Source organism: Salinivibrio sp. PR6 (genome assembly GCF_001995955.1).
Classification (GTDB): domain Bacteria; phylum Pseudomonadota; class Gammaproteobacteria; order Enterobacterales; family Vibrionaceae; genus Salinivibrio; species Salinivibrio siamensis.
Genome location: NZ_MUFA01000012.1, coordinates 26264 through 41916, shown reverse-complemented (window position 1 = coordinate 41916; position 15653 = coordinate 26264). Strand labels below are relative to the sequence as shown.

At 49.8% G+C, this 15653-nt stretch carries 13 protein-coding genes and 8 tRNA genes; 8 read left to right on the top strand and 13 right to left on the bottom strand.

All coding sequences use genetic code 11. The features are described from left to right. Window positions 1-16: 16 nt before the first annotated feature. From BZG72_RS10980 to BZG72_RS10965, 4 genes are all read right to left on the bottom strand, one after another. Window positions 17-92: transfer RNA gene (locus BZG72_RS10980), tRNA-Gly, on the bottom strand. Window positions 93-196: 104 nt separating this feature from the next. Beyond that, a tRNA-Gly gene (locus BZG72_RS10975) sits at window positions 197-272 on the bottom strand. A gap of 36 nt (window positions 273-308) precedes the next feature. Beyond that, a tRNA-Met gene (locus BZG72_RS10970) sits at window positions 309-385 on the bottom strand. Window positions 386-413: 28 nt separating this feature from the next. Beyond that, window positions 414-487: transfer RNA gene (locus BZG72_RS10965), tRNA-Cys, on the bottom strand. 324 nt (window positions 488-811) lie between these two features. Here BZG72_RS10965 and BZG72_RS10960 point away from each other — a divergent pair. After that, window positions 812-2320 (top strand): M28 family metallopeptidase, encoded by a 1509-nt coding sequence (locus BZG72_RS10960; protein WP_077666792.1) that lies wholly within the window; start codon window positions 812-814, stop codon window positions 2318-2320. Between the two features lie 97 nt (window positions 2321-2417). Here BZG72_RS10960 and BZG72_RS10955 read toward each other — a convergent pair whose 3' ends face one another. The 3 genes from BZG72_RS10955 to BZG72_RS10945 form a co-directional block, all read right to left on the bottom strand. Then, window positions 2418-3053 (bottom strand): alpha-ketoglutarate-dependent dioxygenase AlkB family protein, encoded by a 636-nt coding sequence (locus tag BZG72_RS10955; RefSeq protein ID WP_369795710.1) that lies wholly within the window; start codon window positions 3051-3053, stop codon window positions 2418-2420. Between the two features lie 47 nt (window positions 3054-3100). Beyond that, on the bottom strand, window positions 3101-3709 hold the full coding sequence (locus tag BZG72_RS10950; protein WP_046075459.1) for a 2OG-Fe(II) oxygenase: 609 nt from the start codon (window positions 3707-3709) through the stop codon (window positions 3101-3103). A 121-nt stretch (window positions 3710-3830) separates the two neighbouring features. Then, window positions 3831-5126: an NAD(P)/FAD-dependent oxidoreductase gene (locus BZG72_RS10945; RefSeq protein ID WP_077666791.1), complete on the bottom strand. Its 1296-nt coding sequence runs from the start codon at window positions 5124-5126 to the stop codon at window positions 3831-3833. A gap of 297 nt (window positions 5127-5423) precedes the next feature. Between BZG72_RS10945 and BZG72_RS10940 the strand changes: the two genes are divergently transcribed. From BZG72_RS10940 to BZG72_RS10910, 7 genes are all read left to right on the top strand, one after another. Further along, window positions 5424-6467 (top strand): ABC transporter substrate-binding protein, encoded by a 1044-nt coding sequence (locus BZG72_RS10940; RefSeq protein WP_077666790.1) that lies wholly within the window; start codon window positions 5424-5426, stop codon window positions 6465-6467. A 169-nt stretch (window positions 6468-6636) separates the two neighbouring features. Further along, on the top strand, window positions 6637-7647 hold the full coding sequence (gene ltaE, locus BZG72_RS10935) for a low-specificity L-threonine aldolase (RefSeq protein ID WP_046075455.1): 1011 nt from the start codon (window positions 6637-6639) through the stop codon (window positions 7645-7647). Window positions 7648-7821: 174 nt separating this feature from the next. Then, window positions 7822-10194, top strand: a complete 2373-nt coding sequence (locus BZG72_RS10930; RefSeq protein ID WP_077666789.1) for a Lon protease family protein — start codon at window positions 7822-7824, stop codon at window positions 10192-10194. 223 nt (window positions 10195-10417) lie between these two features. Next, window positions 10418-10645, top strand: a complete 228-nt coding sequence (locus BZG72_RS10925) for a FeoA family protein (protein ID WP_077600411.1) — start codon at window positions 10418-10420, stop codon at window positions 10643-10645. After that, the gene (feoB, locus tag BZG72_RS10920) at window positions 10645-12972 is read left to right on the top strand and encodes a ferrous iron transport protein B (protein ID WP_077666788.1); all 2328 of its coding nucleotides are present in this window, start codon (window positions 10645-10647) and stop codon (window positions 12970-12972) included. The genes BZG72_RS10925 and feoB overlap by 1 nt, the downstream gene beginning before the upstream one ends. Further along, window positions 12923-13144: a FeoC-like transcriptional regulator gene (locus tag BZG72_RS10915; RefSeq protein ID WP_077578975.1), complete on the top strand. Its 222-nt coding sequence runs from the start codon at window positions 12923-12925 to the stop codon at window positions 13142-13144. The genes feoB and BZG72_RS10915 overlap by 50 nt, the downstream gene beginning before the upstream one ends. 169 nt (window positions 13145-13313) lie before the next feature. After that, window positions 13314-13958: a Fic/DOC family protein gene (locus BZG72_RS10910; RefSeq protein ID WP_077607432.1), complete on the top strand. Its 645-nt coding sequence runs from the start codon at window positions 13314-13316 to the stop codon at window positions 13956-13958. On the opposite strand, the gene BZG72_RS16320 is transcribed toward BZG72_RS10910, so the two are convergent. The 6 genes from BZG72_RS16320 to BZG72_RS10885 all read right to left on the bottom strand — a co-directional run bounded on the left by BZG72_RS16320 (window position 13941) and on the right by BZG72_RS10885 (window position 15479). Next, on the bottom strand, window positions 13941-14093 hold the full coding sequence (locus tag BZG72_RS16320; protein WP_172969963.1) for a hypothetical protein: 153 nt from the start codon (window positions 14091-14093) through the stop codon (window positions 13941-13943). The genes BZG72_RS10910 and BZG72_RS16320 overlap by 18 nt on opposite strands. A 178-nt stretch (window positions 14094-14271) precedes the next feature. Continuing rightward, window positions 14272-14358, bottom strand: a tRNA-Leu gene (locus tag BZG72_RS10905). A 39-nt stretch (window positions 14359-14397) separates the two neighbouring features. Further along, a tRNA-Gly gene (locus BZG72_RS10900) sits at window positions 14398-14473 on the bottom strand. Between the two features lie 2 nt (window positions 14474-14475). After that, window positions 14476-14552: transfer RNA gene (locus BZG72_RS10895), tRNA-Met, on the bottom strand. A 25-nt stretch (window positions 14553-14577) separates the two neighbouring features. Beyond that, window positions 14578-14651, bottom strand: a tRNA-Cys gene (locus tag BZG72_RS10890). Between the two features lie 240 nt (window positions 14652-14891). Continuing rightward, window positions 14892-15479, bottom strand: coding sequence for a TfoX/Sxy family DNA transformation protein (locus BZG72_RS10885; protein WP_046075449.1), 588 nt, complete (start codon window positions 15477-15479; stop codon window positions 14892-14894). Between the last annotated feature and the right edge of the window lie 174 nt (window positions 15480-15653).

Here is a 15653-nt window from a genome sequence, read left to right as displayed (position 1 = left end):
TGATGTGGGCAAAACTTGGAGCGACATACGAGGTTCGAACTCGTGACCTCGACCTTGGCAAGGTCGCGCTCTACCAGCTGAGCTAATGTCGCCTTATGCAATTAAGCGTTGCATGACNGGTTATGAGCCCGACGAGCTACCAAACTGCTCCATCCCGCGTCCGTAACATCAATTGTTGCTTGATGTGGGCAAAACTTGGAGCGACATACGAGGTTCGAACTCGTGACCTCGACCTTGGCAAGGTCGCGCTCTACCAGCTGAGCTAATGTCGCCTTATGCAATTAAGCGTTGCATGACCCTGTGTAAATTGGTTGCGGGAGGCGGATTTGAACCACCGACCTTCGGGTTATGAGCCCGACGAGCTACCAAACTGCTCCATCCCGCGTCCGAATTTTACTGCACTAAGAGAAACATGGAGGCGCGTCCCGGAGTCGAACCGAGGTCCACGGATTTGCAATCCGCTGCATAGCCACTCTGCCAACGCGCCTTAACGCTGCTGCCTCTTGAGTACGGGGAGGCATTCTACGGATTAACGTGATCGAGTCAACACTTATTATTTAAAAAAAGTGTCACCTGCCTGTTTTGCAAACGAAAACATCAAAATCCACCCAGTTTGCGGATCTTTTCAGCATGGTTTGCCTTTTTATTCTTCACTCCCTGTTTCATCTTCATTTTATCTCTTATTAACAATTTTGTGACAAGTTTTATGTCCGCAATGTGTCTGTCTTAATTTTTAAACAACATGTCTTTTTCCTCTACAGTGAATGGGTTGCAAGGAGTAATGCGACACTATTCAAATCAAGGAGGAAACATGAAATACAAAATGACAATGCTCGCGCTCGTGCTGGCCACCAACTTTGCTCACGCGGGTCAAGGCGACGATAAAGTCTGGATTTCCATTGGCGCTGATGCGCAACAAACGGCACGTCACGCTGGCGCCAGACCGATGTTGTCACACGCTGTTGCAAGCAATGGCAAAGCATGGGTAGGTGAAGTCAGTGAATCGCAACTGGCCGCGCTGTCTCATGAGATGCATGAAAATCACCACCGCTGTGGTGGCTACATCGTGCACACCTCAGCACAAAGTGCCATGGCAGCCAGCAATATGCCGGTGTCCCGCGCAAGCTTTACACCACCAGCTATCAAGCAGCAGGCGCTCGTGACACCTTGGCTGGACCAAATTCAATCAAGTTTAATCGTGAATACCATCGATCGCCTGACCGACTTTCCCAACCGCTTCTACACCACGACATCGGGCGCACAAGCATCCGATTGGATAAAAGCACGCTGGCAATCACTCGCTCAGGGATTAAACGGTGTGACAATCTCTCAAGTGTCGCACAGTGGTTATAACCAAGCGTCGGTGATGATGACTATCGAAGGCGCAGAAAGCCCTGATGAGTGGGTTGTGATTGGTGGGCATCTCGATTCCACCATTGGTGCACGCACAGACGAGCAAAGTATCGCTCCTGGCGCCGATGACGATGCCTCCGGGATTGCGGCAGTGACAGAGATCATCCGTGTTTTATCGCAGAATGACTTTCAACCCAAACGCAGTATCGCCTTTGTCGCTTATGCCGCCGAAGAAGTTGGACTCCGTGGCTCGCAAGCTATTGCTAACCAATTTAAACAACAAGGCAAAGATGTACGTGGCGTGTTGCAGCTTGATATGACCAACTACCAAGGCTCAGCAGAAGATATTGTCTTTATTACCGATTATACCGATAGCGGGCTCACCCAGTATCTCACTCAATTACTCGATACCTATTTGCCTACACTTAGCTATGGCTTTGATACATGCGGATATGCGTGCTCCGACCACGCGTCTTGGCATCAAGCAGGCTATCCTGCAGCCATGCCGTTCGAAGCAAAATTCAATGACTACAATCCCAATATTCATACCCCTCGCGACACACTCGCCAACAGTGATAGCGAAGGACGTCATGCAACCAAATTCACTAAGCTAGGCCTTGCTTATACGGTAGAGCTAGCCAACGCAGACTCGCAGCCTAATCCGGGTAATAACCTCAAACTTGGGCAGCCTATCAACAACATATCAGGGGATCGTGGCAGCGAGCGCACCTATCGCTACCAGTTAGAGACCACCAGTGATGTTGTCATCCGCACCTACGGCGGTACAGGCGATGTGGACCTTTATGTCAAACAAGGTGGTCAAGTTAGCGCTGATAACTGGGATTGTCGCCCCTATCAAGGCGGAAATAACGAAATCTGCCGGTTTGATGGCGCATCGCCAGGTGAGTTTTCAGTCTTGCTTCGGGGCTATAGGGATTACCAAGACGTCAGCTTGATTGTTGAATAACCACAATCGCTCAAATAGGTAACGGCGAGCGACCCATCGGCTCGCCTTCTTATCAACTTTTTGAGCCACCGTGATTGAAAGGCGTCCGCATGGCGCCCTATTTGTCAGAGGGGGTAAGGAAGCGAAATGTTAAGTTGATTCGCTCGCTCGTCGGCTTTTGTGTTTTCGGCAAACTGTGCTGCCAATGAGTTTGGGTTGTACCTCTCATCACCAACAAGGATCCGTGATTCAATAAAACCTCTCGCTTTTCTTGCCGCTTAGGATGACGAAAGAGAAAACGGCGGCTCGCGCCCAAGCTGACAGAAGCAATAGTAGGTTGCTCCCCCAGCTCGGACTCATCATCTCGGTGCCATCCCATGTAATCGCTGCCGCTGCGATAACGATTTAACAGGACAGTGTTAAAGGGGGTCTGACACTGCGCCTCTACCCAGCCTTTGAGTTGGCGCAAAGGATGAGTCCAAGGCAGCGGCTGAAGCGTTAGCCCACTGTAGGTATAAGGATGATCACCATACCATGCTAATAGACGCGGCTGCATCACGGTGCGGCCAAACAACGAAATCGGCAATTGTTGCCACGGCGTTTGTGCAAGTAAGGTTGAAAACAATGTGTCAGCACAGCCCACTGACAACCACTTCGGCCACCAGTCTACCTGAGCATCAGGCATATCAGTGATCGGGTGGCTATCAAATGCCGCATCAGAAAAGAAACTTTGCTGCTCGGGAGGGCGAGCCATATAACACTGCCTTGTTCAATACTGTTAGACAGTGAGTATGGCTGCCGTTAGCGGATTGGATCAACTCGCTGACCGCTCATACCATTCAGTCGATACCAACCTGCAATACTAAAACGCTGCCTTTTGGCTGGAAGCACTTCATGAGGGAAAGCTTCGGATAAAAACGTCACCAATCGTCCCGCTTTCGGCCATAGGGTTTGCCGATGGCTACCGTCAGGGTTGTAAATGACGATTTCGCCCCCGTCTTGTTCAGACCAGTCTTCATTGAGATACAACACGGTGGTCACCTTACGGTTTGACCGTCCTTCGAAGGCATCATAATGCTTGGCATAAAAGTCGCCGGGGTTGTACTTGGCAAAATGCGCTTCATATTCAAACAGCCCCAAAAAAAGATGACGATTAAATGCCTGCTGAAGATCAGCCATTTTTGCTAATAATGCATCCACGGCAGGCTGGCGCCCGCGCTCTAACCAGTGAATTTTATCCCGGCGAATTTGCGTATTGGTGTGCTGTTTTTGTTCGCGCCCAATGGTGGCTTGCGACCATTGGGCCGGTAGGCATGTGTGCAAGTCATGCACCTCTTGCGCTGACAAAAATCCGTCACACACACTGAGTCCATGCGTCGCAATATCATCGATGATAGCCAGGTTGCTCAAACACTTGTCTCCGCCTAGGAATAGAGACGCTACCTTACTGCGTTTAACGGGCAGGACAACATGTGTTATTTATCGTAACCATAAGCAAACCTAATCGATAACGTTATTTCCTTTCAAGATATCAACGGAGTAAATCCTCGAGTTTTGCTTTCCAAATCGCAAGCGCGAGCGCTGGGCTACGTAGCATTTTTGGCGTGGGGATCCAGCCATGCTTTAGACGAGCAAACACATCAAAGCGACTGGCTTGGCCATCGATGGCCTCTGCAACCACTCGCCCCGCAATATTGGTTAATCCAACGCCATGCCCCGTATAACCATGTGCGGTATATATATCATTGCCAAGATGCGCAATGTGCGGCATGTAACTGCGGGTCACGGCAAACATCCCGCCCCAATGATAGTCCATTTTTACCTGGGCCAGTTGAGGGAAAACCTTAGTCATCCGCCGGTGGAGACGCTGGGTCGAATCCTTATATTCTCGATTAAAGGGATGATTGACACCACCAAACAACAAGCGCCCCTCTGCCGTCGGGCGGAAATAATCTAAACAGTTGTTGAGATCCGACATCGCCATGCGATTAGTAATTGGCATGCGCACCCCGAGCGGTTCGGTAACCGCAATAAACGAGGCAACGGGAAGAACCTTGGCTTGCGCTTGGCGGTGTAACCCCTCTAGATAGGCGTTACAAGCAAGTAAAACTCGAGGTGTATTCACTCGACCTTGAGGCGTGATCACCGCATGAAGTTGCCCCTTAACCAAACGTGTAGCAGGGGTGTGCTCATAAATTTTCACACCCATTTGCGCCGCGGCACGAGCGAGGCCTAGCGTGTAGTTTAACGTGTGAATGTGCGCACTATTGGGATCGTATAATCCGCCTAGATAGCGGTCAGTATTTGCAACATCTGCCACTTGCGCTTTATCCCACCACTGGGCATCAGGATACTGATAACGTCCTTGCTTTAATGCATGCCAGCTTTGCAGCTCCTTTTGCTGCGCGGAATTTAAGGCAAGCTCGATATAGCCGGGTTGAAAGTCACAGTCAATCTGGTGATGCTGGATACGCTCACGCACAATATCAACGGCTTCAACCGACAAGTCCCATAACTGTTTGCCCCAAGCTTGCCCATAGGTTTCGTCAACTTCTCTCAGCCCAAGGCAATATCCCACGAGGCATTGGCCACCATTCCGGCCAGACCCTCCCCACGCCACCGTTCGCGCATCTATAACGGTGACACTGTAGCCACGCTGTCGCAATTCAATGGCGGCATTCAGGCCCGTTAAACCTGCTCCAATGATACACACATCTGCCTCTTGTGTGCCTGCCAAAGCAGGAAATGACAGCGTTTGGTTTTGGCTGGCGACGTAGTAATTTGTCGCCGCGTTGAAGTTATTATCAGGTCGAACCGTTTTGACCATGCTCTCAATGGTTACTCTTAGTATTAAAAAGAAAAGGTAGTAAAAAAGACAAGCACTATGGCTTAGCGCCAACACACTCTCAAAGGCCGCAAATACTGGCACCGTCCTCCCTTTCTGGCAAGCCCTTATTCTCATCACTTTACCCGACCATTTGGGGGAGATGGCGACGGTTATGCTAACGTTAGCAAGGTATTGCACTTTATCCAGGTTGGTAAAAAACTCGTTGACACTAAGGTCAAGTACAATATGATGCGCTCGACGTGTACTCGGCCAGTAAGCCATTGAAGGATCATGACAATGAAAAAAATTTCTCACGGAATCACCGCCACGACACTTGCGCTTTCAGCCATCTTTGCAAGCGGCGTTAATGCAGACGATAAGGTACTCAACCTCTACAACTGGGCAGAATACATGCCAATGGACGTGATTGAAGCGTTCGAAGAGGAGTATCAAGTCGACGTGAATTACTCCACCTTTGAGAGTAATGAAGCCATGTATGCCAAGCTTAAACTCCTAAATAGCGAAGGCTACGATCTGGCGTTTGCCTCAACCTATTTCATTGAGCGAATGGTCAATGAAGAGATGCTCGCCAAAATTGATAAGAGCCAAATTAGCCATTTTAATCAATTGCGCCCAGGCCTACTGGGTCAACCTTTTGACAAAAACAATGACTATTCGCTGCCGTATGTGTTTGGTGTGACTGGCATTAGCTACAACAGTGATTACGTCGATGGCAGTAAAGTGGCCAAGTGGGCTGACTTATGGCGTGACGACTTCAACGGCCAAGTCATGCTATTGAATGATGTGCGTGATGTGTTTGGCATGGCGTTGAAAGCGCAAGGTCATAGCATTAACAGCACCGAAGAGGCTGAAATTAAACAAGCCTATGAATACCTGCGTGAGTTACGCGATAACGTGGTCGTGTACAACTCTGATGCGCCGCATGTGCCGTTTGTTACCGGTGAAGTGAGCATTGGCCAACAATGGAACGGCAATGCTTACATGGCGCAACAAGAAATCGAAGGCATTGAGTTCGTCTACCCACAGGAAGGGGCGATCTTATGGATGGATAATTTTATCATCCCAAAAAACGCAGAACACAAGACCTTGGCACACCAGTTTATCGATTTTATGTATCGTCCTGAGAATCAGGCGAAATTGGTGGAAGAATTTGGCTATCCAGCCCCGAACACCAACGCGGCTGAGTACTTAGAGGCCGAGCTAAAAGAGAACAGCACCATCTTCCCATCCGATGAAGCAGTTAATAAAGGTGAATTCACCAATGATGTCGGTGAAGCGGTGAAAATCTATCAAAAGTACTGGCAGATGTTGAAAAGCTAATCGCGCGCGTCTGTGATAACAATCTGTACCAAGGCCTCATCGGAGGCCTTTTTTATTTTCCAAGTCAATAACCCACATTTGTCACTATTTTTAGTCAATGGGTTTTTGCTATGCTCAGACGTAAACGCGCATCACCCACTTAAATAACTGACGACAAGGACGTTACCCCATGATTGACTTTCGCTCTGACACCGTGACCCAGCCCGATGCTGCCATGCGAGACGCCATGGCTAACGCCCCTGTGGGCGATGATGTGTATGGCGACGACCCGAGCATTAACGCGCTGGAAACATGGGCGGCTGAACGACATGGTTTTGAAGCCGCACTCTTTACCGCCTCGGGTACCCAAGCCAATTTATTGGCCCTGATGGCGCATTGCGAGCGCGGTGATGAGTATTTGTGTGGTCAGCAAGCGCACAATTACAAATACGAAGCAGGCGGTGCTGCTGTGTTGGGCTCGATTCAGCCACAACCCATTGAGAACGAGTCAGATGGGACCTTGTCTTTCGATAAAATCGCCGCAGCTATCAAGCCCGATGACTTTCATTTTGCCCGTACTAAGCTGCTCAGCTTGGAAAACACCATAGGTGGCAAAGTGTTACCTTTGTCTTATTTAGCCAAGGCGCGAACATTTTGCGACCAACATCAACTGCAGCTACATCTTGATGGCGCCAGGGTTTACAACGCGGCTGTCGCACTGGAGGTGGACATCAAGGCGATCAGTTGTCACTTTGACTCGATGACGATTTGTCTATCCAAAGGGTTAGGCGCTCCTGTCGGCTCACTGCTACTCGGCTCGAAAGCCCTGATTCACAAAGCCCGTCGTCTTCGTAAAATGTTAGGTGGCGGCATGCGTCAAGCGGGCATATTGGCCGTTGCCGGCTATAAAGCACTCACCGAAAACGTGGAACGCTTGGCAGAGGATCACGCTAATGCGCATTACCTCGCCAGTGAGTTGGAAAAACTGAACGGCTTTTCCACCAGCGGCTATCCTGTGCAAACCAACATTGTTTATGTCGATGTGGCCGAAACAATCAATCGTACACGCCTGCAAATGCGACTGATGGAAAAGGAGATCCGCGTCTCTCTGTCCGGCAATCCAGCCCGTTTGGTGACACATAAAGACATCTGCCGCGCAGATATCGATACCCTGATCGCCGCGATAAAGGCATCTCACTAAGCCGTTCCAACGCACAATCGTACCGGGCCCAACGGCCCGTTTTGTACATAAAACCACCAGGCAAAGCAAAATTGTGACCCCATCCCAGCTTTCTCCACCAAGGTCACTAAAACAATCACTTACAGCCGCTACACTGAAAGTCATCACCGACAAAATGCCAATATGGGAAGCGCTATGGCTATCACTCCGCTAACAAGCGATCGTTTATACCGTGAGTCCAGTTTAAAGCACAGTGACATCACTTCAACCAAACACCTTGCGCCACTCGACGAGATTGTGGGTCAAGATCGTGCCCGTCACGCGGTTGAGTTCGCCATGTCCATCAAAGAGAAAGGCTATAACATCTATGCCATTGGCCAAAATGGACTTGGAAAACGCACCATGATGATGCGCTACCTCAACCAACACTGGCAAAGTGAGTCACCGGTTTATGACTGGTGTTACGTCGCTAATTTTCATGAAGCGCGCTCCCCAGAAGTACTGAAGCTGCCTGCGGGTAAAGGCAGTGAACTCAAAAAGCATATTGAGCAACTGATGGGCAAACTGGCCAACGCCCTGCCTATGGCATTTGACAACGAAATGTATTACCAGCGTGCTGAAACACTGAAAAACCAGCTTACTGAGCGCCAACAAAGCGTCCTTCAGGGATTAAGTGAAACAGCAGAAAAAAACAATGTGAGTTTGACCATCACCCCTCAAGGTGATTACCAATTTGTGGCACTAAATGGCGAGGAGCCTCATACCGAGGAGACCTTTGACGCCCTCTCACACGACGAGCAGATGGCCTTTGGCAAAGTCATCGATAAGCTAGAGACGGAACTGCGCGGTATTGTTCGCCAACTTGGCGAATGGGAGTCTGAGTACGCGGAAAAACAAAAAGCCTTGGATGAGGATATCGCCCAAGAAGTCATCGCCACGCAAATGGCACCGCTTAAGAAAAACTTTGCTGACTTGCCTGACATTTTAACCTTTTTAGACGCCATGCAAGCTGACATGCTTGAGCACCTCGATATTTTCCTTGAAGACAGTGAGGAGCAAGCCGCACTCGCGTATGCGGCGCTGGATAAAAAACTCCCTCGCCGCTACCAAGTCAATGTGTTAGTCAGTCAGAATGACGCACAAGCGCCGATCGTGGTTGAGGATAGCCCTAGTTATCACAACCTGTTCGGTTATGTTGAGAATGCCACGTTTAAAGGCACGGTGTTTACCGACTTTTCATTGATTCGTTCAGGGAGCCTTCACCGCGCCAATGGCGGCGTGTTGCTGATGGATGCGATTAAAGTCCTTGAGAAGCCTTACGTGTGGGATGGCATCAAGCGGGCCCTCAGTAGCCGCCAGTTAAGTGTTAGCGCCTTAGAGCGAGAAGTGACCCTAAGCGGGACTGTGTCTCTCGATCCGGCGCCGATTCCTCTGGATGTTAAGATCATTTTGTTTGGCGACTACCAAACCTATCAGCTACTCCAACGTTACGATGCGGAGTTTATTGAGCTGTTTCGGGTCACCGCCGACTTTGAAGATGACATGCCGCGCACTGAGAGCACCGAGCAACAATACGCCAAGTTCATTTCAAGCATTATTCATGACAGTCATCTTCTTCACTGCAGTCGCAGTGCCATTGCGCGTATTATTGAGCACAGTGCTCGCCAAGCTGACGATCAAAATCGCTTATCACTACACTCCGCTGATATTGCCAACCTATTGCGTGAATCTAATTATTGGGCCCACCACGCCAAAGCAAACAGTATTGGTGCCCTGCATGTAGAAAAAGCCCTCGCCAGCCGCAATATGCGCGTCAGTCGATTGCGTGACAGCATGATGCAGAATGTGGAAAACGGCGTCACACTTATCAACACGCATGGCACGGCACTTGGTCAAATCAATGGCCTTTCGGTGCTGAGCACATCGGATTACAGCTTTGGCTTACCCAACCGTATCACCGCGACCACGGCGTTTGGGGAAGGAGAAGTGCTGGATATCGAGCGAAGTGTGAAACTCGGCGGCCGTATTCACTCCAAAGGTGTGATGATCTTGTCAGCATACCTGGCAAGTTTATTGGGTAAAACGGACACCATTCCACTCAAAACCCATCTTACTTTTGAGCAATCATACGGCGGTGTGGATGGAGATAGTGCTTCCATAGCGGAGTTCTGCGCGATTTTTTCTGCGATCACGGATGTCCCACTTCGACAAGATATTGCCATTACTGGCTCGATGAATCAGTTCGGTGAAGCGCAACCCATTGGTGGTGTAAATGAAAAAATCGAAGGCTTTTTTGATGTGTGTACGCTTAAAGGGCCGAGCAGCACTCAAGGGGTGGTCATCCCAGAAGCCAATATCCAAAACCTGATGCTCCGCAAAGATGTGGTACTCGCAGTAGAAAAAGGCGAGTTTCACGTGTACGCCGTTTCACATGTCAGTGACGCCCTTGCTTTATTAGCGGGACAGGCCGCAGGCTTTGGCCCTGACAGTGATAATGGGTCTGGACTATTAGCCATCGCGATCGACAAACTGAATCACCAGCGAGCGGCACATCAGTCCCAAAAATAATCGACAACCATCAGCCTATCTCAGTACTGAATGCGGCCAATCGGCCGCTTTTTTATTCCGGCTTTTTCGTGGCACTTACAAATCATTCGCCATATCAACCCTTTACCTTGTTGTGACACTTCTCACACTTTCCACTCGCCGCTTAACTTGATCCGACGCAAAAAACAACGTGAAATTTAAGCGTAATATCCAATGAAAACCATTCTTATTTGGATCTCGCACTATGAAACTGTCCACGCTTGGTCGCGGCCAATCCGCGCGTATCACCAGTGTCCATCATGTGCCTGCCTCTATCCGCCACCGCCTCGCGGTCATGGGCGTGATTCCAGGCACAGGCGTTGAGCTTGTCAGACGCGCCCCACTGGGTGATCCACTTCAAATTCGTCTCGATAGCGAACAACTGATCGTACGTCGTGACGTCGCGAAACTGATTGACGTGGAGGTACTCTGATGAGCTCACGCCGCATTGTACTCGCAGGCAACCCAAACTGCGGGAAAACCACCTTATTTAATGCGCTCACCGGCTCACAACAGAAAGTCGGGAATTGGGCTGGCGTCACTGTCGACAAAAAAGTCGGTACGCTCTCTCTGGCGCATAACGACTGTCAAATCACAGATTTACCCGGTCTTTATGCGCTAAACGCAGGCTTTGACGCCAGTATTGATGAGCAAATTGCCACTTACGCCATCGATAGCGGTGAGAATGATTTTATTATTAATGTCTTAGATGCCAATTGCCTAGAGCGCGGTCTATACCTCACCCTTCAACTGCGTGAACGCGGTGTCCCTATGGTGGTGGTGATCAATAAAATGGATTTGCTTGATCGTAATGGTCAACAACTCGACACCGCCAAATTACAAACGATGCTGGGCTGTCCCGTATTGACCGTCACCGCATGTCAACCGGCGACCGTCGACACCCTGTGCCATCAGCTCGCCCACTTGACCACCCATTTACCCGTATGTGAGGCAATGTACCTGAACTACGGTGCGCCATTAGAAAACTGGATTCAAAACCAGCTTGGCGCCGGTTTTCTTCATTCCGCCGCGGCACAAGTGAATCAACGTGCGCACTTGCTCGAATGCTTAGAGCGGGGACGCTTGCCTGATGGTAGTACCGATGCTGACCAGCAGCAGTTTACGATGGCAAACCAAGCCCTTTCAGACTTAGACACTGACATCGTCATTGCTGATACACGCTACAGTGCGATTCGTGACATGGTTCACCAGGCTCGCCGCGAGCTTCGTCATCTCAGTCGCAATAATACCGAGAAGCTAGACAAAGTCATTCTCAACCCCTTCTTATCACTGCCCATTTTGCTCGCCGTCCTCTATGCGATGTTTGTGTTTGCCATCAACATTGGCGGCGCCTTTATCGACTTTTTCGATATTGCCGCCGGCGCGATACTGGTAGATGGCACCCACCAGCTTCTTGACGGCGTACTGCCGACGGCGATTGTCACTATTCTCGCCGATGGCCTCGGAGGAGGCATTCAAACCGTTGCGACCTTTATTCCTGTTATTGCAGGCTTGTACCTGTTTTTAACGGTATTAGAAAGCACAGGCTACATGGCACGTGCCGCCTTTTTATTAGACGGTTTAATGCAAAAAATGGGGTTGCCGGGCAAAGCCTTTGTTCCCTTAATCCTCGGCTTTGGGTGCACCGTCCCCGCCGTGATGGCAACGCGCACATTAGAACAGATTCACGAGCGCAAAACCGCGGCCGCGATGGCAACGTTTATGTCCTGTGGCGCTCGCCTGCCTGTATACGCCCTCTTCGCCGCGGCGTTTTTCCCACAAAACGGACAAAACCTTGTTTTCGGCCTCTACTTACTTGGCATTGTCGCTGCGATAATCACCGGCCTGATACTGCGTCACACCCTTTATCCAGGGCATAGTGAAAGCCTGCTGATGACACTCCCTGACTACGAGCTGCCGCGCGTACGCCATGTGATGAACAACACGTGGCAAAAACTGCGTCGGTTTGTCCTTGGTGCAGGTAAAACCATTGTTATCGTGGTGACGATTCTGACCTTCTTCAACTCGTTAGGCACGGATGGATCGTTCGGACACGAAGACAGCGAGTCCTCCGTCCTTTCGAAAACCGCACAAGTAATCACGCCGGCCCTATCACCTATCGGGATTGAAGAGGATAATTGGCCTGCTACCGTCGGGTTGGTGACCGGGCTATTTGCCAAAGAGGCCGTCGTCGGCACCTTGAATAACCTTTATGCGCCCAGCGAAGAAGCCGAAGAAGAGACCACACTCGGAGAAGCGTTGGTCGAAGCGGTCCAGAGCATTCCTGAAAACTTATTTGGCATTGATTATACCGATCCATTGGCTATCGATGTCGGTGAAATTGAAAACACCGAGGCCGCCGCACAAGCGCAAGAAGTCAGTATGACAACGTTTGATAATCTGCATCGTCAATTCACTAGCACCGCCAGCGTGATGGCCTATCTCATTGTTATCCTACTATACACCCCATGTGTTGCCGCTCTGGGCGCCTACACACGCGAGTTTGGTCGCCGGTTTGCCCTGTTTGTGGCGAGCTGGTCAATGCTGCTCGCGGTAAGCGGTGCCACGTTATGCTACCAATTCAGTCAGTTGAATGTCGCCACCACGCCAGCCACACTCTACATCACTGGCCTTTGTGCCTTACTGATTGTCGTGGTGGCACTCATGCGCTATGTCGGCAAACATCCCCATTGGTTTAAGGAGACCTATTATGATCCTGCAAAAGCTCAAAGCCAGTGTCAGTCAGGCGGGTGTCATTAGTCGCACAGACCTCGCCAACCAGTATGGGATAAGCCCAGACGGTATTGAAGCGATGATGGCGACCTGGGTCAAACGCGGGGTGATTATTCGACAATCGGGGCATAAGGATCCGCAAGATATCCACTACCGTTTGGCACACCAGAATGAAATACAATGCTTTAGCATGATTTAGCCCTCCTAACCGCGTGATGATCACAAGGCAGCCTTAGCGTTGCCTTGTTGATCAACAGACTCAGTGACTCACCTTATTCATTCGACGATCACGCATTGCATTTATCGCCTTGCGCCCTTACACACGTCTCTGAACTAAAATCAAAGGAGTCGATGTAGAGGGAGAAGCCATGAGCCGCTATCAAACACAATCCAGTGAGGCACAATACCAACCGGGCTCTAACGAACGCGTCCTCAAAAACCAAATGGGGGTGACTGATCCTACCAAAATGGAAGACATTGAAGCTGTCTTACTTGCGAAGCTTTACGAACGTGTATTCACCGGCGGCCATTTCCCACGCCAATTAAGGGTTAGCACCCTCGCCAGCTGGCATCGACAATGGCTGGGCAATGTTTACCCATGGGCCGGTCAGGTGAGGAATGTTGAGCTAAGTAAAGGTGGGTTTCGTTTTACTTCCCCCAAGCAGATAGGGGCCTGTTTGCAGCATTTTGAAAGCGTCTTTCTCAACCAGTACGCGGGGGTATCGGTAATGCCGCGCGCGACGCTCATTCGTTACCTTGCACAAAGTCACGTTGAGTTCATTCTTATTCACCCATTTCGAGAAGGAAACGGACGAATATCGCGTTTACTCATTGATGTGCTGTGCCAACAGGCGGGATTAGGATTGTTGGACTATCGACTTTGGGAAGAAAACAAAGATTTTTACATTGCGGCAATTCAAGCTGGTGTCGGGCATGACTACCAGCACATGGAGCGGCTGATTAACGACATTTTACCCCTCACATTTTCATCTTTCTCAATCAGCGAGCGCTAAGTTTTGATATTTCTGCCTGCTCGCTTTAAGCCTTGCCTCCACTTCTTCGGTTGATGCTTGCGTCTCAATCGCGGTCGAGCTTGCTACCGCACGCGTTATCATCGCCGTCGTCACCTTTTTTGTTTTTTTCTGCATTAATCGCCTTTTCACAGTCACTCTGGTCATCACTGATTAAATTTTAGTCAAAAAATAGCGTTAATTCAACGCAGATACCTGTCTGTTTTCTTCAAAATTGTGAAGCACAACGTACGCACTGAACAAGGAAAAGACATACAAAAACGGCGACCCTTAAGGTCGCCGTCTTGCTTATTAATGGTGCCCCGGGCCGGACTTGAACCGGCACAGCGCGAACGCCGAGGGATTTTAAATCCCTTGTGTCTACCAATTCCACCACCAGGGCACACAATCTTTTCAGCCGCTTACGCCACTGTTTTATGTTTGGAGCGACATACGAGGTTCGAACTCGTGACCTCGACCTTGGCAAGGTCGCGCTCTACCAGCTGAGCTAATGTCGCTTTGGTTGCGGGAGGCGGATTTGAACCACCGACCTTCGGGTTATGAGCCCGACGAGCTACCAAACTGCTCCATCCCGCGTCCGTATTATTTTAGCCAGAGTTCATGGAGGCGCGTCCCGGAGTCGAACCGAGGTCCACGGATTTGCAATCCGCTGCATAGCCACTCTGCCAACGCGCCCTCGCGCTTCACCTCTCGGCTAAGTGGTTTGAATTCTACATAAGTTTTTCCGCCTGTCACGCAAAAATTATCATTTTAGCGTCTAACCGACGATTATTTATCCAAACGTGACATTTCACTACTCTCTGGGCGCTAAGCGAGCCCTAAAAAGGCCGATTAGCGTGGCGACTCATGCAGCATTTACAAAAATGCCAGCCCGATCAATCCAGGCTGGCACCGACCAACACTCTATCCATTCACCTAGACGTCAGCGAGCAGCCGTTCACGTTCATCTTTTTCAATCAATTCCCAATGACGCCCCTGCTGTGCTCCAGCGAGCTTCCACAGTAGATTGATATCGATATCTTTACCGTGTGTCATTTGCACTCGACGAAACATTTCTTGCGGCGCCATGCTATAGAACGTCGACACGTCTTTCACACCCGACTTTTTCAGCATTCTTTCAATCGTTAATCGTAAGTTGGGTAAATCTCGCAGCCGAAGACTGGATGTCGATGTTTTCTGCGCTTTATCTTTGAGCGCACGCTGTAAAGACTGTTCAATCATCGTAGGCAAGTCGGGATCATGGCCTAAGTAGAGCGCGGTCACATCATAATAGTTAACCACCGCGGAGGTACTTTTCTTTACATGAACAAATTTATTGCAGCCTTTGGCGATTAACTTGTCGGTGAGCAGGCCTCCTCCTCGTAGATAAACATGCTTTCCGGTAAGCAATGCAAACATCGCCTCTTGAGAGAAAAAACCAATACCACCAAACATAGAGCGTTGCTCCATCTCTCCATAACTATCCAGAAAACGCATTAATTGGGCTTCAAATTGCTTCGCCATCGAAAACTCTCCTTCAGCGAATAGATGTTCATATCGAGCCGTAAACTGGCTCACAAAAGTGACTGATAAGTTAGTCAGCGTGCATGATTATTTTAACGAAAAGAGGTTGCATCAAATGGCAACCGAATACTATGCATCTGATCACTTATCGCCAAATATCCCCTCCATTTAGTG